Source organism: Acetobacter orleanensis (assembly GCF_001581005.1).
Taxonomy (GTDB): domain Bacteria; phylum Pseudomonadota; class Alphaproteobacteria; order Acetobacterales; family Acetobacteraceae; genus Acetobacter; species Acetobacter orleanensis.
This window is the reverse complement of record NZ_LHZV01000067.1, coordinates 104,330-126,014: the sequence shown is the minus strand read 5'-3', so window position 1 is coordinate 126,014 and position 21,685 is coordinate 104,330. Positions and strand designations below refer to the sequence as shown.

Sequence of the window (21,685 nt, the reverse complement as noted above, 5' to 3'; positions counted from 1 at the left end):
TGATTTTAAAACTTTCCGTTGTAAGGATAGTCTCATGAGCGAAACACCTGCCGGACCGGGCGAACAGGAACAGCATTTCGACCTGCTGACCGCGAACCCCGTGTATAAGCCCTTTCGCTATCCGTGGGCGTATGATGCATGGCTGACGCAGCAGCGCGTCCACTGGCTGCCGGAAGAAGTTCCGCTGGCGGATGACGTGAAAGACTGGCACCGCGTGCTGAATGACAGCGAGCGGAACCTTGTGACGCAGATTTTCCGGTTCTTCACCCAGTCTGACGTTGAGGTGAATAACTGCTACATGAAGCATTACAGCCGCGTTTTCAAACCGACTGAAGTGCTGATGATGCTCTCGGCGTTTTCCAACATCGAGACCATCCACATCGCGGCTTATAGCTATCTGCTCGATACGCTGGGTATGCCCGAGGCTGAATATTCCGCATTCCTTAAGTATAAGGAAATGAAGGATAAATATGATTACATGCAGGCGTTCTCTGTAGACAGCAAGCATGAAATCGCCAAGACGTTGGCGGCCTTTGGGGCCTTTACGGAAGGACTCCAGCTCTTTGCGTCCTTCGCTATTCTGCTGAACTTCCCCCGCTTTAATAAGCTGAAGGGCATGGGGCAGATTGTCTCATGGTCCGTGCGGGATGAAACACTGCACTGCCTGTCCGTTATTCGTCTCTTCCGTGAGTTTATCCATGAAAACCCGGAAATCTGGACGGATGCGTTCCAGCAGGAACTGCGTGAAATCTGCGCGACCATTGTTGAGCATGAAGAAGCCTTTATCGACCTCGCCTTTGAAATGGGCGCGGTTGAAGGGCTGAACGCGGAGCAGGTGAAAACCTACATCCACTTCATTGCTGATCGTCGTCTGATCCAGTTGGGTCTGGACCCGCTCTATAACACCACGACCAACCCGCTGCCGTGGCTGGACGACATGCTGAACGCGGTAGAGCACACCAATTTCTTCGAAAACCGCTCGACCGAATATAGCCGCGCTTCCACCACAGGGACGTGGGAAGAAGCGTTTGAGGCGTCTGTCTTCGAGTAAAGCTGTTCTGGTGCTGAAGATTTCTCTCCGGCCTGTGTTCTCCTATAGAGCACGCCGGAGAGAGGCTCCGCGTAGATTATCAGAGATGCGGGGGCAGCAGAGTACAGGCCGTAAAACCTGAGCGGCAGTCCCTAGCCAGTTTCAGTCCGGTCGCATGACCTGCCTTTTATAAGCCGGGCAGCGGCGCCCCATCTTCCAGCACCGCGCGTGTTTGCGCTGTAAAGCGCCCATCTTCTTCATGTAAAATCATACCGACTAGCAGGCGGGCGGGGCTCCTTACCCCATAGCGTGCCTGTAGCAGAAGGATACGTGCCTCTCGGCCTGCTTTGGGCCAGAAGGGGTAAGTGGTCACGCCACCAAAGCCACTGTCCGCCAGTTGCGCTATGGCGGCGGCCATCAGGCTGGCAGGGAGTGCCAGCGTCAGGCTGCCTTTATGTCGGAGGATGCGCGAGCTGCCGCGTATCCAGAGTTTTAGAGTATCTGGCTCGGCCCGACGGGCGAGGTCTCGGCGCTCTATGGGAGATGCGGTGCCGTCCGGTGCATGCCAAGGCGGATTCGCAAAGCAGTGGTCAAACGGGCCATCTGGCAGCGTGTCTGGAAAGCGGGCGTTAAGAATGGTCAGCCCGTCCCGTGCGTTGGCGTTCAGATTCTGGCGTGCCAGTTCTGCTGTCTCATTATTCTGCTCAACGCCGGTGCCTGTCAGCCCTGCTATGCGCTGGCTCAAGCACAGTAGCCCAGCACCCGCCCCACACCCAATTTCCACCACGCGTTGCGGCGCGCGGGCGGGAATGGCGGCAGCCATAAGCACAGGCTCTAGGCCGGTTCTGTAGCCTGTCTGAAACTGGGCGTAAGCAATACGGCCGCCGAGAAGAGTGTCATGAGAAAGGTCTAAAAAATGGGCCATAAACGGGTCTTGATAAAAAGTGTCTGGCAGTCTTGAAGCGGTTGAAGCTTGACCGTTTTTCTGGTGCCCCGCATATGGTTGGGCGTCAACTCATCCCATGGCTGGGGGAAATAGCGTTTGAGTGTTGCAGTTAGTCTGCCAGAATCTGGCGGGGCCACAAGCCAGGATGGATCTAGTGTTTCTGTGAGTAAACCGGGAGAAGCGGGCTTAAAAGCCCTGGCCGATTACCTCGCGCAGGATATGCGCGCCTGTAATCAGGTTATTGTTGCACGGATGCAGAGCCCGGTTGCGCTGATCCCGCAGCTTGCGGCGCATCTTGTCGCCGCAGGGGGCAAGCGGCTGAGACCGTTGCTGACTCTGGCTGCGGCCCGACTCTGCGGGTATGATGATCAGGACGGCAAGCTGCGGCATGTGGAAATTGCAGCCTGTGTCGAATTTATTCACACCGCCACGCTGCTGCATGATGATGTGGTGGATGAAAGCCAGCTCCGCCGTGGGCTTGCTAGCGCCAATGCCATTTTTGGCAACAAGGCCTCCGTGCTGGTGGGGGATTTTCTGTTCGCCCGGGCGTTCCAGATTCTCACTGCCGATGCCTCGCTGGATGTAATGGCGATTCTGTCCGCCGCCTCCGCCACGCTGGCGGAAGGCGAGGTCATGCAGATGACCACGCAGAACGATCTCTCTACCTCGGTCGATCAGTATTTGCAGGTGATCTATGGCAAAACCGCGGCACTTTTTGCCGCCGCGTGTGAAGCTGGGGCCGTGATCGGTGAGCCCGCGCCAGAACTGCGTGAGGCTCTGCGAGTCTATGGCGCTAATCTGGGCATGGCCTTCCAGTTGGTGGATGATGCGCTGGATTATGCGGCAGATCAGGCTGTGCTGGGCAAGGAAGTGGGGGATGATTTCCGTGAGGGAAAAGTCACCCTGCCGGTTCTGGCCGCTTATGAGGCCGGGAGCGAGGAAGACCGCGTTTTCTGGCGTCGTGTGATTGAGGATTCTGAGCAGCAGCCGGAAGATCTGGAAAAGGCTCTCAAGTTGATTGCACAGACAGACGCGATTGGTGCGACCTTGCGCAAGGCGGAAGACTATGCCGCCAAAGCGCGGGACGCACTTTTGGTGTTCCCGGATTGTGAAATCCGGTCTCTGCTGATTGAAACAGCCAGCTATTCAGCCAGCCGCGAGCGCTGAAGCGCGTTCCAACAGAGTATTTTTTAAAGGGTGGCCTTCGGGCCGCCTTTTTTTATGATCTTACCTGTCATGGGAGAGGTGTCTCTATAAAGAGGTGACGCTTCGCAGAAATACGGCGTGCAGAACGTCCGTGTCTGTTTTCCGCACTGCGCCAACGGCGATCCTCTCAGCAATAAGGATTAGGTAAGTGTAGCCAACTTATGGGGCAGGCTGGTCCCATAGTGTTATCGCGTCAAAGCCATAAGGGGGCAGGGCTTTGATGAGTGCAGCACTGTCTGGCGGTGTGGCCGTGAACCAAGCGCGGGCAGGTTCTGGCAAGGGGGGGCAGGCTGGTAGCGTGCTCAGAATTGTCGCGGTGTGGCGGGCGACGGCTTCCGCCGGGTCCAACCATGTAATGCCGGGCGGTGAGACAGCGCGAAGCTGCTCCAGCACAAAGGTATAGTGCGTGCAGCCCAACCCCACCGTATCAAGCTGTGCGGAACAGTCCCGTGTAAACAGCCCGTCTATTTCAGCGCGTATCACCTCATCAGGCACCGCATATCCCCGGAACACCTTTTCTGCGCAGGCGGCAAGGCCGGGGGCTGCATGGGCAATCAGGGTGCTGTCCGGCGCATAGAGGGTTTGTAATCTATTGAGGTACGGGCGCGTGCTGGTCGCACGGGTGGCCAAAAGGCCGATTACATGGGTTTTTGTGGTGCGGGCGGCCCAGCGGATAGGGGGCACGCAGCCAATAAACGGCATATCCGGGCACGCCGCGCGCAGGGCCTCTAGCGCCAGTGTGCTGGCGGTGTTGCAGGCAACAACCACGGCCTGCGGACGGAGCCGCTGAATGGCGGCGGAAAGCAGGGAGACAATCCGGTCCGTGAGAAACGCATCATCCTGCTCGCCGTAAGGAAAAACCGCCGTATCCGCCAGATAGCTGACAGAGGTAGCGGGGCAGAGTGCACGAATCGCCCGGACAATTCCCAAGCCGCCAATTCCGGAATCGAAAGCCAGAATATGGCGGGGGTCAGAAAAAGCCGGGCGGGTCATAGAGTCTTACACTCAGGCAGGCTTGTCTTTGTTCGCTTTAAAGGCAGCCGCTTCTTCCAGACTGCCAACGCCACCGTGGCGGGCGGACCATGCAGCCGGATTTTCAAGAAAACGCCGCACTTCTGCCGCAGCCTCTTCCGAGAAGTAAGGACGTGTTGAGCAGGCTTCCAGCACATCCCACCATGTGCACAGTGCGTGCAGGGAGATGTTCATGTTTGTCAGAGACTGGTGAGCCCCCGGGAAAACCCCGTAATAGAAGATGACAAAGGCATGATTGATCAGCGCACCGGCATCGCGCAGCGCATTGGCGAAAGCAACCTTGGAGGCCCCATCCGTGGTAAGGTCTTCCACCAGCAGGGTGCGCATGTTCTCGGGCACATCGCCTTCAATCTGGGCGTTACGGCCAAAGCCTTTGGGCTTTTTGCGTACGTACGCCATGGGCAGCATCATGCGGTCCGCCATCCATGCGGCGAAGGGAATCCCTGCGGTTTCCCCACCCACAACGGCATCAATGCTCTCATACCCGACATGACGGCCAATTTTTTCCACGCCCAGTTCCATGATCTTGGCGCGGGCGCGGGGGAAGAAGATGATGCGCCGGCAGTCAATATAGACCGGGGATTTCCAGCCGGATGTCAGCGTATAGGGCTCTTCCGGACGAAAATTGATGGCTTTGATTTCCAGCAGCAGACGTGCCGTGCACAGGGCCGCATCGCGATCCCAGTCGCTGGTTTCGCCGGTGGGGGGGGCGACCATGTTTGCGGGTGACGTCATGAAGCGCTTCCTTGATAATGGCGGTTGGAATTTGCTTTGGCATAGCCCCCGACGGCGTGAAAATCTATGCTTCATCGCAGTCTTGCCTGCTGGAATGAGAAAATGACCTTCTCTGTAACAAAGTTGGCGCCTGTCTGGGTGGTGGAGAGCAGCTTTGGGCCGGACCCGGGGCCTGCCTACGTGCTGGCATCCCGCCTCGGGTGCCTCTTCCGGCGGGTGCGGACGGAAATGCTCGCACTCGATTCGTTTCTGGAAGAGCGGCGGGAACCGGGACTGATTCTCACATCCGGGTGGCGCTCGGGTTATGCTGCTTTAAAAGCTGGGCGCCGGGCCGGGTGTCCGGTCGTGTGGTGTGTGCGGCAGGAAGGTCGCTCCGCGCCAATGTTGCGCTCCCTGCCGTTTGATCTTGTGGTCGCGCCATCCCCCGCCGCTCCGACAGCCAAGTTTTGCCCGACACTCGGCCCGATGACGATTATCTCTCCTGCGATGCTGGCTCGGGCGGGGAAAGCTTGGCAGGAGCGGCTGGAGCATCTGCCGCACCCCCGTGTGACTGTGGTTGTGGGTGAAAACGCCTATCGCACGCAGGAAGAAGCCTTGCTGCATGGAAAGAAGCTGGCAGGGCTGGTGAACCGGCAAGGAGGCTCGGTGCTGCTTGTCGTGCGGGATGACCGTAAGTCAGACCTGACGGATGCCTTCATTACCGGACTTTCAGAGACATTTCTGTTGGTCTGGCGGCAGGGCGAACCTGATGAGGAACCTCTTGTGGGTTTTATGGCGTGTTCGGACTGTGTGGTTATAGGCGGTGGAGACGGCACGTTGCTGACCGAAGCCTGCGTGGCGGATCTTCCGGTTTTTCTGATGGAGCGGGAGCAGGATTTGCGCGGTGTGCGCGGGCGTGTCGCGCGCCGACTGATAGAAGACGGTCATTTACGGGTTTTGACGGATAATTTCTCTGCATGGCCACGGCCTGTGCTGGATGAGGCCGGACGTGTGGCTGCTATTTTGCGTAGTCGATGGTCTCTATAGGCTCGTAGGCTCTAGGAACCGGCTATGTAAAAACTTGTGATCAGATGAGGCGCTCTGAGAGCGTATTCCGCCTTGCATCCTTGTAAGAATTGGCGTCTAATCACCGCAGTTGAGAATGATTGTTAATCAAGGATAATGCCGGTGGGTGTTGAACTAAGTCGGATCGCACGTAAATGCGAGCGAGCTGTCGTCACGGCGTATCAGGAATTGCGTGAAGTCGGCACAGAGGATGTGACTGCTTTTCATGCGTGCACAACCCTGTATCGCATTCATCACCCTGAAGCGTCTTTAAACGAAGCTCGCCGTCTGGTCTCCGAATGGATTGACCATCACGTTGTGCGAGAGTCCAAAGCACCAACCAAAGGGTGTGACTGCGACTGATCTGCTTAATAGGGCAGTCTAGGCGTTACAAAAGCAGGCCGTAAAAGAGCCAGATCGGGGTGCCCGGTCTGGTTTTTTTTGTGTGGAAAATATATACAAGCTGGAAAGTTTCTCTAAGAAAATAATTGTAACGTTATGTTTTCAAAGGAATTTGGCTTGGCTTGGCTTGGCGGTTGCAAGCGTAACGTAACGCGCCCACTCCTGCGCCTGCCAAGCATCCCGCTTTTCAGGCCCAAGAGTGGGCTGACGTTTTTAAGAAGTAAGACTCTGTCGAGCCTTACCGTTTATCGACAGCGACAAAATCTCTCTGCGCTGCGCCGGTATAAAGCTGACGGGGGCGGCTGATGCGCTGGCCCGGTTCTTCGATCATTTCTTTCCACTGGCTGACCCAGCCGGTGGTGCGGGCTACGGCAAACAGCACGGTGAACATGCTGGTGGGAATGCCCATGGCTTTCAGAATGATGCCTGAGTAGAAATCGACATTCGGATAGAGTTTGCGCTGCACGAAGTAATCGTCATTGATGGCGATTTTTTCCAGCTCAATAGCCAGATCCAGCAGCGGATCATCCTTAATGCCAAGCTCGCCCAGCACTTCATGGCAGGTTTTCTGCATGATCTTGGCGCGTGGGTCGAAGTTTTTATAAACGCGGTGGCCAAAGCCCATCAGCTTTACGCCGCTGGTTTTGTCTTTCACCTTGGCGATGAAGTCAGGGATGTTTTCCTTGCTGCCAATGGCGGCCAGCATTTTCAGAACGGCTTCGTTCGCGCCGCCGTGAGCGGGTCCCCAGAGGGCTGCGATCCCTGCGGAGATACAGGCAAACGGGTTGGCACCTGTGGAGCCTGCCATCCGCACGGTGGAGGTGGAGGCGTTCTGCTCATGGTCTGCGTGCAGGATCAGGATCCGATTCATGGCGCGGGCCAGAACAGGGTTGACCTTGTAGGGTTCAGACTCGCGGGCGAACATCATGGCGAGCAGGTTTTCCGCGTAGTTCAGGTCATTGCGCGGATAGATGAAGGCTTCGCCCTGCGTGTATTTGTAGGCCCATGCCGCAATGGTCGGGATTTTGGCAATCAGACGCATGGCGGCCAGTTCACGATTCGCCTTGATCGCGATGTCGTTGGCATCCGGATAGAATGCGGAGAGCGCGCCAACCGTGCCACACAGAATGGCCATGGGGTGCGCATCACGCCGGAAACCGTTGAAGAAATTCCGGATCTGCTCATGCAGCAGCGTGTGATTGGTCAGGGTGTTGGAGAATGTCTCAAAATCACCCTTGTTTGGCAGTTCCCCATTCAGGAGCAGATAAATAACTTCCTCATAGGAAGCGTGTTCTGCAAGCTGGGCAATGGGATAGCCGCGATGGAGCAGGACGCCCTTATCGCCATCAATAAAGGTGATTTTGCTGGAGCACGAGGCTGTCTCGCCGTAGCCGGGGTCATAAGTGAAGACGCCCATATCAGCCGGAAGCTTGCGGATATCGACGACATCTGGCCCGAGGGTGCCAGAAAGGACTGGCAGAGTCGCCGTCCGCCCACCGAGCGATATGGTTGCGTCGGACCGCTGACCTTCGTTCTGCGATGCGCTCATGATGTTTCCTTCTGCATTATAATGCCGCTGCCTGACAGGCTGACTGACTGGCGGCCTGCTGTCTGACTGTTCTCACCGATCCAGAAAGAAACAGGAAGAAGGCGGACGATAAACCGCGCGTTATCAAAAGGGGTGATGCTTGGAAAACTGCGCTTTCCTGCCCTCAGGGTCGCGCGAATGTGTCTAAAGTCAGGCTTGTTGCATCGCATTGCGCCCAGCCTGTGTCCTCTTCAGCACTTTCTGAACCCCACATGTGGAAGACGGCAAGCGAGGCCGTTGCGAATCCCGCCTCCAGCGCATCCGCCTGACTATCCAGCCAACGGGCCAGCGCGGAGATGCCGGGGTTATGCCCCACCAGCAGCAGAGTGCGGGCTTCCACTGAGGCTTGCCGAATGCAGGCAAGCAGGGCGGAGGGCGGCGCTTCATAAATGTCCGGGCAGAACCGGGTGGGCAGAACGGGCGGTGGTTGGAAAGGCTCCAGAGCCGCCAAGGTTTCCCGCGTGCGGCGGGCTGGGCTGCATAGAACAAGGTCCGGCGCCAGAGCGTTGGCGCGGAGCCATGCGCCACAGCGGCTTGCGGCCATTCGTCCTTCTGCTGTCAGTGCGCGGGCCAGATCGGCCTGCTCGCTAAAATCACCGCCCGGAGGGCCTGCGGCTTCGGCATGCCGGAGCAGAAGGAGGCGGCGCGTCACTTTACAGTCGACTCGGAAGACTGTTTTGCAATCGCTTCATGGTGGCGAATAACTTCATGGATAATGAAGTTCAGAAACTTCTCGGCAAAGTCCGGGTCCAGATGGGCGTCTTCAGCCAACGTGCGCAGGCGGGCAATCTGCCGGGCTTCTCTGGCCGGGTCGGCTGGCGGCATGTCGTAACGCGCCTTGAGCGCGCCCACGGCTTTTGTGCAGCGGAACCGTTCCGCCAGCATGGCGACAAGGGCTGCATCGATATTGTCAATGCTGCGGCGGAGGTCCAGCAGGGCGGCGGTGGGAGAGGGCTGGTCAGTCACGGTTTGCACAATTCTCTGTTTCTATCTGGCATGGTGAGGGAGCGCTGTGTGTACAAGACTATGACACAGCAGGCGCAGATTCTTCCATAAAGTTAGCCGGGACATCCAGCCATGCCAGATGGCCGCCTTTGCCTGCCCCGGTATCTGTAAAAATGGCCTGCCCCCCGGCGCGGCCCGGAATGGTCAACGGGCAGCCGTTGGTGGAGCGCTGGTCATGCCCGCAATAGACCGTATAGCCGGTGGGAATATGGTTGACCCAGTTCAGGCACCGTTCAGGAAAGCCATCTTTCTGCATTCTGCTGGTTGTTTCTCCAAACAGCGCGCGGGAGAGCAGAAAAGTTACCCGACCGAGGGCGGGTGGGGGTGGCTCCATCAGCATCCGCACATCAAATGCGCCATGCACAAACAGCATCCGGCCCAGCCCCAGCCATGCGGGAGCGGCGTCCAGCATCTCTAGCGCAAAACCCAGTACATCCGCGTTTTCCGGGAGGTGGAGTTGCGCCATTGTGGCTTCCAGCGGCGGGTCCGGGCGGAGTTTTTTGCCCAGCAGGGCACGGCCCAGCTTGCGGTCATGATTACCGATGAGAAACAGGCCGCGCCCTTCCTGCATCACATCATGCATCAACCGTAACACGCCTGCGCTGTCCGGCCCGTAATCTACAAGGTCACCAAGCTGGATAATAAAGCGGTCCGTAGCCACGGCATGGCGGAACGCCTGCAAATCTCCATGCACGTCTCCCACAACGCGGAGTCCTTTCCGCATTGCCGCTTTCACGTTTCCGTCAGGGAAGAGGCCTGTGTGCATCTGCTGTTATCCACCTTTCTCCTCACCATGTAGGCGCCACAGGCGGACACAGGGAAGGGAGCAACGGTAATTTTTTACGGACGGCTGTTTTGTGCACAAGCATGTGACGCGCCACGCCCGTCATTTTCTGCCTACGTTACGCATATCATCCGGCCGCCAAGGTGTGTCGGTGGGAAGGAGTGGTGCAATGGGATATAGAGCGCTTCGTACCCGTTTGATCCGCTTCGCGTCGGAACTGAAATAATAAAGAACAGGAAGGCCTCTCAATGAAAGAGCGCATTCGTAATGTTGCCCTGCGTAGCAAAGTCTGTTCAGCGGAAAACGCTGCTGAACTTATCCGTCCGGGTGCCGTCGTCGGTGCCAGTGGTTTTACGGGCGCAGGGTACCCCAAAGCCGTGCCAGAAGCGCTGGCCGGGCTCATGGAGCAGGCCCATACACGGGGTGAGGACTATCGCATCAGCCTGATTACCGGCGCATCCACCGGCCCGCAGTTGGATGGCGTGCTGGCAAAGGCGAATGGTGTTTCCTTCCGCTCACCGTTTAATACCGACGCCGCGATGCGTGACCGCATCAATAATGATGAGACAGAGTATTTCGACAACCACCTTGGTCAGGTTGCCGGGCGGGCTGTGCAGGGCAATTACGGCAAGTTTGATATTGCTCTGGTTGAAGCCGTAGCCATTACGGAAGATGGCGGCATTGTTCCGACATCATCCGTGGGTAACTCCCAGACCTTCCTCGATATTGCCGAAAAGGTGATTATCGAAGTGAATGACTGGCAGAATCCGGGGCTGGAAGGCATTCACGATATTTGGGACGGCAATGTGAGCGGCATCCCACCGCGTGACATTATTCCCATCCGTAAGGCAGACGACCGCATTGGCGGCAACGCCCTGCGCGTGAACCCGGACAAGATTGTCGCGATTGTTAAGTCGAACGACAGAGACCGTAACGCGCCGTTCGCTGCTCCGGATGAAAGCGCGCGCGCTATTGCCGGGCATCTGCTTGATTTCTTCAGCCATGAAGTCAAAGAGAAGCGTCTTCCGCCGTCTCTGCTGCCTTTGCAGTCAGGCGTTGGCAACGTGGCAAACGCCGTGCTGGAAGGGCTGAATGAAGGCCCGTTTGAAAATCTGGTTGGCTTTAGTGAGGTCATTCAGGACGGTATGCTGGCCATGCTGGATTCTGGCCGGATGCGTGTGGCATCTGCTACGTCGTTCTCTCTCAGCCCGGATGCGGCGGAAGAGATCAACAACCGCATGGACTTCTTCCGCACCAAGATCATTCTGCGCCAGCAGGATGTGAGCAACAGCCCCGGTGTAATCCGTCGTCTCGGCTGTATCGCCATGAACGGCATGATTGAGGCCGACATTTACGGCAACGTGAACTCCACGCGCGTCATGGGATCCAAAATGATGAACGGGATTGGCGGGTCCGGCGATTTTGCCCGGAGTTCCTACCTGTCCATCTTCCTGTCTCCCTCCACAGCCAAGGGCGGCAAGATTTCCGCCATTGTGCCGATGGCGGCGCATGTGGACCATATCATGCAGGACACGCAGATTTTCGTGACGGAACGTGGTCTGGCTGACCTGCGTGGGCTTTCACCCGTGCAGCGTGCGCAGAAGATCATCTCCAACTGCGCGCACCCGGACTACCAGCCGATGTTGCAGGATTACTTTGACCGTGCCCGCAAAGAGTCCTTTGGCAAGCACACGCCACACCTGTTGCAGGAAGCTCTGTCCTGGCACCAGCGGTTTGTGGAAACGGGAAGTATGCTCCCGGCCTGAAAAAGCCAGATTAAAAAACCGGATTGCGGCAGCGTCTCTCTAGCTGCCGCGCCGGATTAGCTGTCCCGGGCGAGAGTCGCTTGGGGCAGTGTTCCGGTTTGCGGTGTCACAACAATATCAACCGGGTGTTCAGCCAGAAACTCGTCTGGCTGGAAATTGGCCGTAATCGGATTTTCCGTAATCACGGCTTCCGCATCACGGTGCACCAGCGAGAACAGATCAGGCGCCGCGTTGGGGGATAGATAGGCGGCATAAGGGTGCTGCCCCGCCATGCGATGCGCCGCATAAGCCTCCCGCATGGAGTGAACGGGGATAGCGACCAGCATGGACGGGTCGGCCTGCAAGGCGACTTCCGTTGTTTCCTTGCTGGATGGTACCAGCACCACGCGGTCCCGCATTCTGGCTTTGCGCACCAGCAGAGCGACATCTGCCGGATTGGTATTGTTCAGGTCCAGCATCAGCAGAGTATGTGCGCGGCGGGATGAGGCCAGAACTTCACTCAGCGGATTAGAGCCGGGGATGACAACCAGCCGTCCATCAGGTTGAGACGCCAGTTCCAGCCGCAGCATGCCGGGGCTGTTCTGGTGCGGCAGGCCTGCGGAGGTTGCTGTCATGCTCAGCCCGGTGCTGGGTGTGCAGATAATCAGGCCATGATGGATGCGGGCCAGAAGTCCGTAGGCTTTGGACTGGTGCAAAACCAGCCCCCCACAGGCCAGCATGCATACACCAATAGCCAGCGCGCCTTTACCCAAGCAGCGTTTGAGGGGGTTCCCGGCGCATTTTCGGGGCATGTCTGATGTCGTATCAGGATGCGGCATCTGTCTTTATCCCTAGTCCTGTTGCCCGGCCATAGCGGCGGCGCGGGCAAGATCAACTGACAGAACACGGCTCACACCGCGCTCCTGCATGGTTACGCCAAAAAGATGGTCCATATGGGCCATTGTCAGTTGATGGTGAGTAACAACCAGAAAACGGGTTCCTGCTTCTGTAACCATGTCCCCCAACAGGGAACTGAAACGTCCAACGTTGGCATCATCAAGCGGTGCGTCAACCTCGTCGAGCACACAAACGGGGGCCGGATTACAGCGAAACACTGCAAAAATCAATGAAAGAGCGGTTAAAGCCTGTTCACCTCCCGAAAGGAGGGACAAGGTGGCCAGCTTTTTCCCCGGTGGCTGGGCATAGATTTCAAGCCCGGCTTCCAGCGGGTCATCACTGCCGACAAGGCCGAGATGCGCCCGGCCACCGCCAAACATGCGGGAGAAGAGGGACTGGAAATGCTGGTCCACCTGCGTGAACACAGCCATCAGCCGTTCCCGCCCTTCCTTATTCAGGGAGCCGATAGAGCCCCGTAGCCGGGCAATGGCGGCTTCCAGATCCGCGATTTCCGCCCCCAGCGTGCGGGCCTGTCCGGAGGCTTCTTCAGCCTCGATTTCCGCGCGCAGGTTGACCGGGCCCATCTCTTCCCGTTCCCGCGTGAGGCGAGAGATTTTACGGCGCAGAGCACTTTCCGCGGCTTCCGTCAGGTCTCCCGTGGGAGCGCGGGGCGGGGCTGGTGTTTCGGCCAGAAGCTGGTCGAGAATGGCCTGCGCCTGCTCACTTCGAGCGTCGGCTTTCAAGAGATTTTCCCGCGCGGCGGTCAGTTGCGCCTCGGTTTTCCGGCGCTGTTCATTCGCGTCACTCAGAGCTGCTTCCGCTTCGGCGCGCGCTTTGTCGGCCTCGGCATAGGCGGTTTCGGCCTCTGCCAGAGCCTGAAGCGTGGTGTTTTTCAGCCGCTCAGCTTCTGCGGGCAGTTCTGAGACCGTCTGATGCTCCGTGCGGGCCGCATCCAACCGAGCCTGCGAATGGGTCAGATCGGTCCGGGCTGCGTCTGCGCGGGCGGTCCAGTCCTGCATTGTGGCGTTCAGAGAAGCCAGTCGGCTCGCAAGTGTGGTTTTTTCCGCCTGTAAGGATGCCCGGAGTTCACGCACCTGTTCAAGTTCTGCGGTCAGGGTGGTGCGTTGCTCCCGCAAGGTCGCCAGCGTTTCTTCACCGTTGTCCGGCAACGCGCGGGCGGCCTCTTCCTGTGCGGCTATCGCATGGGTTTTACGCGCTTCGGCCTCAGCCTGTTCTACCTGAAGCGATTCCAGACGCGGGGTGAGGGCGGCCAGACGGGAGCGGACTTCAAGAGCCAGTTCCTGCACTGTCTGATGGTGCTGCGTGGCCTCCTGCGTCGCTTTTTCCTCGCTGAGCACGGTCTGCTCTGCTGTGCGGTAGGCAGATTCGGCCTCACTTTGCCGGGTCTGGGCGGTGTGCAGGGTCTCTTCAATCTGCTTGTCAGCCTGCCCGGTCGCCAGACGGCTTTCCAGATCAGCAACCGAGCTTTCTTCCACCACAACATCCTGCCGCAGGCGCTCGCGCTCCGGCAGCAGCGTTTCCATGCGTGCGCTGGCTGAGGCCTGTTGGTTTTCCGCGCGGGTCAGGGCGTCCTGCGCGGACCGGAGGGACTGTTCCGCCAGTTTAAGGGACGTGCGGACCTGCAGCTCTGTCTGCTGGGCTGCTGTGTCTTTCTGGCGAGCCTGTTCCAGCGCCGTTTTGAGCGTTTCTGTCTGTGGCAGGGCGTCCTGTGCGGCTTTGGCCGCTATCAGGGTGGCTTCGGCCTCTTTTCTCGCGGCAACGGCGCGTTCCTGTTGCGGCAGAAGGCCGTCTAGCCGGGCGCGAGAGGCTGCATGGCGGCGTTCAAGGTCGGCTTCCTGCGTGCGGGCCTGCTGCAAGGCTTTTTCAAACGTTGCCCGTTGGGCACGGTGGTTTGTAGCCTGCTGTTCCATATCCCGGAGTGCTACGCTGGCGGCGGCTACCGCTTGCTCGGCGCTTGGCGCGTCCTGCTGGAGCGTTACGAGACGTTGCTCGGTCTCTTTTAAAATCCGGCGTTGGGCGAGGCGGCGTGTTGCGGCGTCCGGTTCTCCCGCGCGGGTATAAAATCCATCCCAGCGCCAGAGATCGCCCGCCTTTGAAACAAGGCTTTGCCCCGGCTTGAGGTCTGCTTGCAGGGGCCGACCATCCACACCGTCTGGCAGGAGACCAATGCTGGACAGAACACGGTCCAGTGCCTCAGGCGCTTTGATATGAGTGCTGAGGGGCACGGCGTTACCGGGCAGGGCGGGTAGGTCCGCTAAGGCTGGTAAACAATGCCAGCCCCGCGCGGCATTGTCCGCCACCGGGGCATCCAGACCTTCTGAGAGGGCCGCGGCCAGAGCGGCCTCATACCCTTCTGGAATATCCATACGGGCGGAAACTGGTTCTGCCGTATCCGCCGTATCTGTCCCCAGCGCCTGCGCGAGCCCGTCCGCCTGTGCCTGCAAGCGGGCGAGTTCCGTCTGGAGGGTATTCTGGTGGTTGACGGCGCTTGTGTGGTTTGTCCGGAGGTCGGTCAGGCTGGCGTCCGCCTGCGTAAGAGCCTCTGTAACTGTGCGGAGTTTGTCTTCCTGCGTGGCGCGGGCGGTCTGGGCCACTTTGAGCGTGTCGTCCGGGAGGGCCTCAGACTGCGCCTGATGCAGCCCTTTTGTAAGTGTCTCTTCTTCCTGACGGGCGCGGTTTAGAGCCGTCTGGGCGGTAGAACAGGTTGCTTCTACACTTCTGCGATGGCTTTCATGGTCCTGAAAGGCGCGGCTGGCCTGAGTGAGAGCTGCGGAGGTGTCGCGCCGTGTGGTCTCGGCCTCTTCCAGCGTTAGCGCGGCAGCCTGATGCTCCGTGGTGGCCTGTGCTGCCTTGTCTTTCAAAGTCTGGAGAGCGGAGTCTTCCAAAAGGGCGGCCTGCGTCTCCGCGTGGCGTTTTTCAAGTTGTGCCAGATCAGACCGCAACGTGGTGAGTTTGGCACGGCTGCGCTCAAGTGCCTTACGGGTTTCAGCCTGCGTCTGGCGGGCGTTTTCCGCATCGTTCCGTGCGATGGACAGGGCAACGCTGGCGTCCGAGCGGGCGCGGTCGGCTTCTTCAAACGCTGTGCGGGCGGCGGCCTGCGCGGCACGGGCCTCCTGCACGGCTTTGGCGGCGTCCGCCATACTCTCATCAGACGGCAGGCGCGCCTGCAATGCGTCCAGTTCGGCTTGTAGGGTAGAGACGGCGTCTGATGCACGGGTTAGCAGGGTGGTGGCGGATTCCAGTTCTTCTGTGGCGCGTTGTTTACGGGCGCGGGCGGCGGCCAGTGTTTCGGTCTGCTGGGTCAGTGTGCGTTCGCTGTCTGCCAGAGCCTCGGTCAGTTCGGTCTGGCGGGCTTCCGCATCGGCGGTTCTTTGGGGGAGGGAGGCTTCTGCCGCTTCGGACTCGGTTTTTTCCGTGCTCAGACGTTCCAGTGTATCGGTGGCATCCTCCACGCGGGTCTGGGCGGCTGTGTAGTCGGCTTCATGCTGCTGGAGGCGTTCTGTGGCACTTCTGGCCTGTGCTGCGGCGCGTTCTTCTTCCCGTGTGACGCCTTCCGCCGTGACCCGGCAGCGTTCCAGCACTGTGCGGGCTTCATCCGCTCGGGCGCGGAGGGTGGGGAGTTTCTGGTTGGCTTCAAACTCCGCAATCACCGCGCCTTCAGCGGCCTCTTCATGCTCTGTCAGGGCATGGCGGGCGCGGACGGCGGTTTCAATGGCGCGTTCAACCGCCTGCCGGGCGCGGGCATGCAGGACCGCCAGCAGTTCGGTTTCCGCGTCACGCAGGGCGGAGGAGAGTTCGCGGTAGCGGCTGGCTTCGCGGGATTGTTCGGCAAGGCCGCCCAGCCGGGTTTCCAGTTGCTGGCGGAGGTCTTCCGCGCGGGTCAGATTGCTCTCGGTGGCGCGCAGCTTGAGTTCAGCTTCATGCCTGCGGGCGTGCAGGCCGGTGATGCCCGCGGCTTCTTCCAGAATGGAGCGGCGTTCCTCTGGCCGCGCGCCCACCAGCATGGCCACACGGCCCTGACTGACCATGGCGGAGGAGCGGGCGCCGGACGCGAGATCGGCAAACAGCGTCTGCACGTCCCGCGCGCGGGCGGGCTTGCCGTTAATGCGGTATTCGCTGCCGGAGCCGCGTTCGGCCCGGCGGGTAATCTGAAGTTCGTCCTGATCGGCAAAGGCGGCGGGGCCGTGGCCTTGTGTGCCTTCCAGCGTGACGGTCACTTCCGCCAGAGAGCGGGCAGGGCGGCCTGCCGTGCCCGCAAAAATTAGATCATCCATTTCTCCGCCGCGCAGGGAGCGAGCGGAGGATTCTCCCATCACCCAGCGCAGGGCTTCCACCACGTTGGATTTGCCACACCCATTGGGTCCGACAATGCCGGTCAGGCCGGGGAGAATTTCTACGGTGACGGGTTCAGCAAAGCTCTTGAACCCGACAATCCGCAAGCGGACAAAGCGGACGGTCATACAGAACCGGGCTTATTGCCAGACGGAGACGGCGCGCGTCAGCTGGCGTCCGCCAGATTTTTGGCGAAGGCTTCGTATGTCATGTCATTCGAAACCTGAATTTTGTTGTTGAAGCGGAAGGTCGGCGTGGAATCGAAATGATACTTGTTCTGCGCGTCCGTCTGCTGGTCCAGAATGAACTGCATTAATTGCTGGTCGGCGACTGTTTTATCAAACACATCGCCCGGCATCCCGGCAAAGGCGGCCATTTTTTTCAGGGCTTCCAGCGGGCTGCTGTCCTTGATGTAGGCCCAGCGGTCCAGACTGGCGAGCAGGGAGGCCGTAAAGGGCTCGTAGCGTTCCGGCGGCAGCGTACGCGCGACCATGGCGGCAACGGTTGCAAGCTGATCTGTCGGGAAATCATGGAACACGTAGCGGATTTTCCCGGTGTCGATCAGGTTCTTCTTAACCTGCGGGAACGTGTTTTCGGAAAAATGGGCGCAATGGATGCAGGTCAGCGAGAACCATTCTTCCACAACGATTTTTGCGTTCGGATCCCCCATCTGCCGCGTCGCCATGCGCGGGTCTGTCCCGGTTGCCGTGTCGGCAAAAGCCAGACCGTGCGTTGCCGTTGCGGCCAGAGCCGTGCCAGCGGTGACAAGGAGAGAACGACGGGAAAAGGACATGGGTAATCCTGCATTCGTTGTGGTTGAAACGGTCAGTCAGTTAGGGATGACGGCAGAATACTGTGTCCGTCAAGCCATACGCGAGGGCTCGGTATCGCTCTCACCTTCGCTGGGGGTAGGTTCTGCCGCGTTGGGTAGTTTGCGGACCCGCACGCGGCGGATGTGCCGGGCATCCGCATCCAGCACCCGGAAAACATACCCGTTTTCATGGGTCAGCACTTCACCACGCGCAGGCACATGGCCAGCCATGCGGAACACCAGACCGCCGATTGTCTCGATTTCGGCTTCCTTTTCGGAGGCTGTGAGAATGCCGCCAATCCGCTGTTCAAACTCCTGCACCGGGCAGCGGGCATCCACATCATACGTGCCGTCCGGGCGTTCGGTAATCATGGTCACGGCGGGTTCGTCATGCTCATCGGAAATATCGCCGACGATGGTTTCAATCAGGTCTTCAATCGTCACCAGACCATCCACGCCGCCATATTCGTCAATCACCAGCGCCATATGCGTCTGGCGTTGGCGCATTTGCAGCATCAGGTCCATCACCGGGATCTGCGGGGCAATCATCAGCGGTTGGCGGAGCAGGGGCTCGATGTTGAAGGCCTCACTGGTGCCGACATAGGCAATCAGATCCTTCACATGGATCATGCCCACAATATCATCCAACTGGTTGCGATAAACCGGCATGCGGGAGTGGTTTTCCCGCCGCATCATGGCCAGCGCATCATCCAGACTGATGGCAACCGGCATCGCGATAATATCCGGGCGCGGGATCATCACATCATCCGCCGAGATATTCCGCAGGCGCAGGATGTTGGCAATCAGCACGCGTTCCTGCCGGTCCAGCTCCGGTTTTTCCCCTTCCGGTGTCTCGGATTCGTTGGCAGCCTGCTGCACAAGGGCTGCAATGGAACTGCGCAGGCCGGGAGTCTGCTTTCTACGGCTTAGAAAGGAAAACAGGCCGCGGCTGGGAGGGTCTTGCCCTTCTGACCGTGTGGAGTCGTGCTCGCTCATGCCTGTCGTGTCCCCTGTAGCATTCCCTCTGGCTTCCCCTGCGGCTTCCATGGATTGGGAATATGCAGCCGGGAGAGCAGGCGTGCTTCCAGCATTTCCATTTCGCGGGCTTCTCCCGCCTGATGATGGTCATAACCCGCCAGATGCAGGCTGCCGTGAACAATCAGATGCGCCAGATGCTGGCTGACAGATTTCCCCGCCGCGCGAGCTTCCCGCAGCACGGTTTCCAGCGCGAAGATAATGTCTCCGCCGGGAATGCCCGGAGGTGGGGCAAATGGTGGGTCAAAGGTCAGAACATTGGTGGGGCGGTGCTTGCCGCGATGCTGCCCGTTGAGGACACGCACCACGCGGTCGGTCGATAACACAACGCTGCCGGGCTGGCGGCCATACCCTTTGCAGGCGGCCAGAGTGTGGCGCACCAGTTGTTCCGCGCGGGGCACGTAACAGTGCCAGCGCCGGTCCTCTACCAGAATTTCCGGCGTTTCTTCAAACGCGCAGGAGGGGAAAAAGCCTGCTGTCGCAGGATTTTCCGGGCCAGCCACATCCCTTGCGGGAACGTGGCTTGTGCTACTTGGCGGTTCCATTGTTCTCCTGACGGCCATTGTCACGGGGCGATCCCCTGAGAGCCGTCGTCCTTACATCATACGCTTCTACAATGCGCGCGACCAGTCTGTGCCGCACCACATCCGCCGCGTCAAACTGTGTGATGTTAATGCCGCGCACATGGCCCAGCGTTTCCAGAGCGTCCTTCAGCCCGGATGTCGTGCCCGAAGGCAGGTCGATCTGGGTGAGGTCGCCCGTAATTACCATGCGTGACCCCGGCCCGAGGCGGGTGAGAAACATCTTCATCTGCGCGATGGTGGTGTTCTGGGCTTCATCCAGAATGACAAACGCATGGGAGAGCGTGCGCCCGCGCATGAAGGCCAGTGGAGCGACCTCAATATCCCCCGCCGCCATCCGCCGCACGACCTGATCTCCCGGCAGCATGTCATGCAGGGCGTCATAAAGCGGGCGCAGGTAGGGGTCGATCTTGTCTTTCATGTCTCCGGGCAGGAAGCCCAGACGTTCCCCGGCTTCCACCGCCGGGCGGGAGAGGATGATCCGGTCCACCGAACCCGCCTGCAACATGGCGACAGCCTGTGCCACGGCCAGATAGGTTTTGCCGGTGCCTGCTGGCCCAATGCCGAACACCATCTCCTTTTTGGCCAACGCCTGCATGTAGGCGGCCTGTCCGGGGGAGCGGGGTTCAATTACCCCATGGCGCATTTTCAGGGCAGGCATGGTGCCTGTGGCATCAGCCTGCGCGGGGTGCTGGACTGTCTGGTGAACATCGGCTGAACGCTGCATATCGGTGTGCCTTGTGCTTTCACGCAGTTGGGTCATGCGGATGACAGCTTCCAATGTGCTGACATCCACCACGCCCCCGGCGGCCAGTTTCTGATAAAGAGTGCTGAGCGTTGTGCGGGCTATGGCGACATCGGCCGGTGTGCCCCTGATGGAAATCCGGTTCCCGCGATGGGCGACCTGCACCTCCAGCCCTTCCTCCATGTGGCGCAGATTGCGGTCATGGTCTCCTACAAGGCGCGCCAGCAGCGCGTTATCTTCAAATAGCAGGGTGACCGGTTTTTCCGGTGCGGTGGAGAGGGTCTGGTTGGTGGTGCTCAAGCGTATACGGTCTCCTCTTCCAGAATGCCGTTGAGAGAGTTGGTCAGGCGTTCAGTAATTTTAACGGGCACTTCCCGGCCAATCAGGTCCGGTGTGCCATCCACATGCACGGGCTGGAGCCATGGGGTGCGCCCGGCAATCTGGCCCGGCTTGCGGCCCTCCGACGTGAACAGGACAGAGACGGTCTTGCCCACGAGAGACTGGTTGAACGCATCCTGCTGCTCCCGCAGCAGGGCTTGCAGAGCTTGAAGGCGGGCATCCTTCACGTCTTCTGGCACCTGCAACGGAGCTCCGGCGGCAGGGGTGCCGGGGCGCTGCGAGTATTTGAAGGAGTAAGCCTGCGCAAAGGTGACATCCCGCACCAGTTGCATGGTGGCTTCAAAATCCTCGTCCGTTTCGCCCGGATGGCCGACAATGAAGTCTGAGGAGAGCGCCATGTCCGGCTGCGCGTCTTGCAGTTTGCGGACAATGTCCCGGTATTCGTCCGCGGTGTGCCCCCGGTTCATGGCCCGCAGGATTTTGTCAGACCCGGACTGCACCGGCAGGTGCAGGTAGGGCATGAGTTCCGGCAGGTCCCGATGGGCGGCAATCAGGGCGTCATCCATATCGCGCGGGTGGGATGTCGCGTAGCGGATGCGGTTCAGGCCGGGGATCGCGGCCAGCGCATAGGCTAGCTGGGCCAGCCCCCAGACGTCTCCATCCGGGCCTGTGCCGTGATAGGCGTTGACGTTCTGGCCCAGCAGGCTGATTTCCTGCACGCCGCTTTCCACCATGCGCCGGGCTTCCGCCAGAACGGACGTGACCGGGCGGCTGACCTCGGCCCCGCGTGTGTAAGGCACCACGCAGAAGGAGCAGAATTTGTCACACCCTTCCTGAATGGTGAGGAACGCGGTGAGGTTGCCGGGCGTCTGCGGGGCTGCTGTTTCTGGCAGGAAGTCAAATTTCTGCTCTGCGGGAAAATCCGTCTCGATCACCGCGCCACCCGCACGGGCGGCGCGGGCCACCATTTCCGGCAGGCGATGATAGGTCTGCGGGCCTAGGACAATATCCACATAGGGCGCACGGGCCAGAATTTCCTGCCCTTCCGCCTGTGCGACGCAGCCGGCCACGGCGATGATGGTCTTCTGCCCGGTGGCTTCGCGCTCGTCCTTAATTTTCCGCAGGCGGCCGAGTTCCGAGAACACTTTTTCCGCAGCGCGGTCCCGGATGTGGCAGGTATTGAGGATAATCATGTCCGCCGCAGTGGGTGTGTCCACCGGCTGATAGCCGAGCGGGCGCAGCACATCGCTCATCCGTGCGCTGTCATACACATTCATCTGGCAGCCCCATGTGATGACATGCAGGCCACGTGTTGTCGTTGTCGTCGGGGCGGGAGAAGAAGAGGAAAGTCCAGTCATGACAGCAGCGGCTCCGGCACACCGCAGGCCCATTCCGTACGGCAGGAGG

At 59.5% G+C, this 21,685-nt stretch carries 19 protein-coding genes; 5 read left to right on the top strand and 14 right to left on the bottom strand.

All coding sequences use genetic code 11. The annotated features are described in order from the left end of the window. Positions 1-34: 34 nt before the first annotated feature. Complete coding sequence (locus AD949_RS12465) at positions 35-1,051, top strand: ribonucleotide-diphosphate reductase subunit beta (RefSeq protein ID WP_048834702.1); 1,017 nt, start codon at positions 35-37, stop codon at positions 1,049-1,051. A 166-nt stretch (positions 1,052-1,217) separates the two neighbouring features. On the opposite strand, the gene AD949_RS12460 is transcribed toward AD949_RS12465, so the two are convergent. Beyond that, positions 1,218-1,955, bottom strand: coding sequence for a tRNA1(Val) (adenine(37)-N6)-methyltransferase (locus AD949_RS12460; protein WP_048834703.1), 738 nt, complete (start codon positions 1,953-1,955; stop codon positions 1,218-1,220). 117 nt (positions 1,956-2,072) lie between these two features. On the opposite strand from AD949_RS12460, the gene AD949_RS12455 reads away from it, so the two are divergent. After that, entirely contained in the window at positions 2,073-3,143 is a 1,071-nt protein-coding gene (locus AD949_RS12455) for a polyprenyl synthetase family protein (protein ID WP_048834704.1), read from the top strand. 198 nt (positions 3,144-3,341) lie between these two features. Here AD949_RS12455 and AD949_RS12450 read toward each other — a convergent pair whose 3' ends face one another. Beyond that, positions 3,342-4,175 (bottom strand): glutamate racemase, encoded by an 834-nt coding sequence (locus tag AD949_RS12450; protein ID WP_048834705.1) that lies wholly within the window; start codon positions 4,173-4,175, stop codon positions 3,342-3,344. Positions 4,176-4,187: 12 nt separating this feature from the next. Next, on the bottom strand, positions 4,188-4,949 hold the full coding sequence (locus AD949_RS12445; protein WP_048834706.1) for an orotate phosphoribosyltransferase: 762 nt from the start codon (positions 4,947-4,949) through the stop codon (positions 4,188-4,190). A 102-nt stretch (positions 4,950-5,051) separates the two neighbouring features. Between AD949_RS12445 and AD949_RS12440 the strand changes: the two genes are divergently transcribed. Together AD949_RS12440 and AD949_RS13880 are read left to right on the top strand one after the other, a co-directional pair. Next, positions 5,052-5,975 (top strand): ELM1/GtrOC1 family putative glycosyltransferase, encoded by a 924-nt coding sequence (locus AD949_RS12440; protein ID WP_048834707.1) that lies wholly within the window; start codon positions 5,052-5,054, stop codon positions 5,973-5,975. A 135-nt stretch (positions 5,976-6,110) separates the two neighbouring features. Continuing rightward, entirely contained in the window at positions 6,111-6,356 is a 246-nt protein-coding gene (locus AD949_RS13880) for a hypothetical protein (RefSeq protein WP_082064566.1), read from the top strand. 277 nt (positions 6,357-6,633) lie between these two features. On the opposite strand, the gene gltA is transcribed toward AD949_RS13880, so the two are convergent. From gltA to AD949_RS12420, 4 genes are all read right to left on the bottom strand, one after another. Then, on the bottom strand, positions 6,634-7,944 hold the full coding sequence (gene gltA / locus AD949_RS12435) for a citrate synthase (RefSeq protein ID WP_048834708.1): 1,311 nt from the start codon (positions 7,942-7,944) through the stop codon (positions 6,634-6,636). A gap of 163 nt (positions 7,945-8,107) precedes the next feature. Beyond that, on the bottom strand, positions 8,108-8,635 hold the full coding sequence (locus tag AD949_RS12430) for a SixA phosphatase family protein (RefSeq protein ID WP_048834709.1): 528 nt from the start codon (positions 8,633-8,635) through the stop codon (positions 8,108-8,110). Then, positions 8,632-8,949: a chorismate mutase gene (locus tag AD949_RS12425; RefSeq protein WP_174766740.1), complete on the bottom strand. Its 318-nt coding sequence runs from the start codon at positions 8,947-8,949 to the stop codon at positions 8,632-8,634. The genes AD949_RS12430 and AD949_RS12425 overlap by 4 nt, the downstream gene beginning before the upstream one ends. A gap of 58 nt (positions 8,950-9,007) precedes the next feature. After that, positions 9,008-9,754: a metallophosphoesterase gene (locus tag AD949_RS12420; protein ID WP_048834711.1), complete on the bottom strand. Its 747-nt coding sequence runs from the start codon at positions 9,752-9,754 to the stop codon at positions 9,008-9,010. A gap of 266 nt (positions 9,755-10,020) precedes the next feature. Between AD949_RS12420 and AD949_RS12415 the strand changes: the two genes are divergently transcribed. Next, positions 10,021-11,538 carry a succinate CoA transferase gene (locus AD949_RS12415; protein WP_048834712.1) on the top strand — a complete coding sequence of 506 codons (1,518 nt, stop codon included), beginning with the start codon at positions 10,021-10,023 and terminating at the stop codon, positions 11,536-11,538. A gap of 56 nt (positions 11,539-11,594) precedes the next feature. Here AD949_RS12415 and AD949_RS12410 read toward each other — a convergent pair whose 3' ends face one another. From AD949_RS12410 to miaB, 7 genes are all read right to left on the bottom strand, one after another. Beyond that, positions 11,595-12,356: a hypothetical protein gene (locus AD949_RS12410; protein WP_048834713.1), complete on the bottom strand. Its 762-nt coding sequence runs from the start codon at positions 12,354-12,356 to the stop codon at positions 11,595-11,597. 12 nt (positions 12,357-12,368) lie between these two features. Continuing rightward, the gene (locus tag AD949_RS12405) at positions 12,369-16,895 is read right to left on the bottom strand and encodes an AAA family ATPase (protein WP_061504663.1); all 4,527 of its coding nucleotides are present in this window, start codon (positions 16,893-16,895) and stop codon (positions 12,369-12,371) included. A gap of 38 nt (positions 16,896-16,933) precedes the next feature. Next, on the bottom strand, positions 16,934-17,560 hold the full coding sequence (locus AD949_RS12400) for a thioredoxin domain-containing protein (protein ID WP_048835672.1): 627 nt from the start codon (positions 17,558-17,560) through the stop codon (positions 16,934-16,936). A 69-nt stretch (positions 17,561-17,629) separates the two neighbouring features. After that, positions 17,630-18,574, bottom strand: a complete 945-nt coding sequence (locus AD949_RS12395; protein WP_048835671.1) for a hemolysin family protein — start codon at positions 18,572-18,574, stop codon at positions 17,630-17,632. Then, positions 18,571-19,158: an rRNA maturation RNase YbeY gene (gene ybeY / locus AD949_RS12390; RefSeq protein WP_082064684.1), complete on the bottom strand. Its 588-nt coding sequence runs from the start codon at positions 19,156-19,158 to the stop codon at positions 18,571-18,573. The genes AD949_RS12395 and ybeY overlap by 4 nt, the downstream gene beginning before the upstream one ends. Beyond that, a complete protein-coding gene (locus AD949_RS12385) occupies positions 19,142-20,239 on the bottom strand; it encodes a PhoH family protein (RefSeq protein WP_082064683.1) in 1,098 nt (365 codons plus the stop codon). Before AD949_RS12385 ends, ybeY begins: the two co-directional genes overlap by 17 nt. Next, positions 20,236-21,669, bottom strand: coding sequence for a tRNA (N6-isopentenyl adenosine(37)-C2)-methylthiotransferase MiaB (miaB, locus tag AD949_RS12380; protein WP_048835669.1), 1,434 nt, complete (start codon positions 21,667-21,669; stop codon positions 20,236-20,238). Before miaB ends, AD949_RS12385 begins: the two co-directional genes overlap by 4 nt. Positions 21,670-21,685: the final 16 nt, after the last annotated feature.

What these genes read in the sequence shown, in the direction of transcription:
- AD949_RS12465 (WP_048834702.1), top strand. Translation starts at nt 35, where the DNA reads ATGAGCGAAACACCTGCCGGACCGGGCGAACAGGAACAGCATTTCGAC.
- AD949_RS12460 (WP_048834703.1), bottom strand. Translation starts at nt 1,955, where the DNA reads ATGGCCCATTTTTTAGACCTTTCTCATGACACTCTTCTCGGCGGCCGT.
- AD949_RS12450 (WP_048834705.1), bottom strand. Translation starts at nt 4,175, where the DNA reads ATGACCCGCCCGGCTTTTTCTGACCCCCGCCATATTCTGGCTTTCGAT.
- AD949_RS12445 (WP_048834706.1), bottom strand. Translation starts at nt 4,949, where the DNA reads ATGACGTCACCCGCAAACATGGTCGCCCCCCCCACCGGCGAAACCAGC.
- AD949_RS12440 (WP_048834707.1), top strand. Translation starts at nt 5,052, where the DNA reads ATGACCTTCTCTGTAACAAAGTTGGCGCCTGTCTGGGTGGTGGAGAGC.
- AD949_RS13880 (WP_082064566.1), top strand. Translation starts at nt 6,111, where the DNA reads ATGCCGGTGGGTGTTGAACTAAGTCGGATCGCACGTAAATGCGAGCGA.
- gltA (WP_048834708.1), bottom strand. Translation starts at nt 7,944, where the DNA reads ATGAGCGCATCGCAGAACGAAGGTCAGCGGTCCGACGCAACCATATCG.
- AD949_RS12420 (WP_048834711.1), bottom strand. Translation starts at nt 9,754, where the DNA reads ATGCACACAGGCCTCTTCCCTGACGGAAACGTGAAAGCGGCAATGCGG.
- AD949_RS12415 (WP_048834712.1), top strand. Translation starts at nt 10,021, where the DNA reads ATGAAAGAGCGCATTCGTAATGTTGCCCTGCGTAGCAAAGTCTGTTCA.
- AD949_RS12410 (WP_048834713.1), bottom strand. Translation starts at nt 12,356, where the DNA reads ATGCCGCATCCTGATACGACATCAGACATGCCCCGAAAATGCGCCGGG.
- AD949_RS12405 (WP_061504663.1), bottom strand. Translation starts at nt 16,895, where the DNA reads ATGACCGTCCGCTTTGTCCGCTTGCGGATTGTCGGGTTCAAGAGCTTT.
- AD949_RS12400 (WP_048835672.1), bottom strand. Translation starts at nt 17,560, where the DNA reads ATGTCCTTTTCCCGTCGTTCTCTCCTTGTCACCGCTGGCACGGCTCTG.
- AD949_RS12395 (WP_048835671.1), bottom strand. Translation starts at nt 18,574, where the DNA reads ATGAGCGAGCACGACTCCACACGGTCAGAAGGGCAAGACCCTCCCAGC.
- ybeY (WP_082064684.1), bottom strand. Translation starts at nt 19,158, where the DNA reads ATGGAACCGCCAAGTAGCACAAGCCACGTTCCCGCAAGGGATGTGGCT.
- miaB (WP_048835669.1), bottom strand. Translation starts at nt 21,669, where the DNA reads ATGGGCCTGCGGTGTGCCGGAGCCGCTGCTGTCATGACTGGACTTTCC.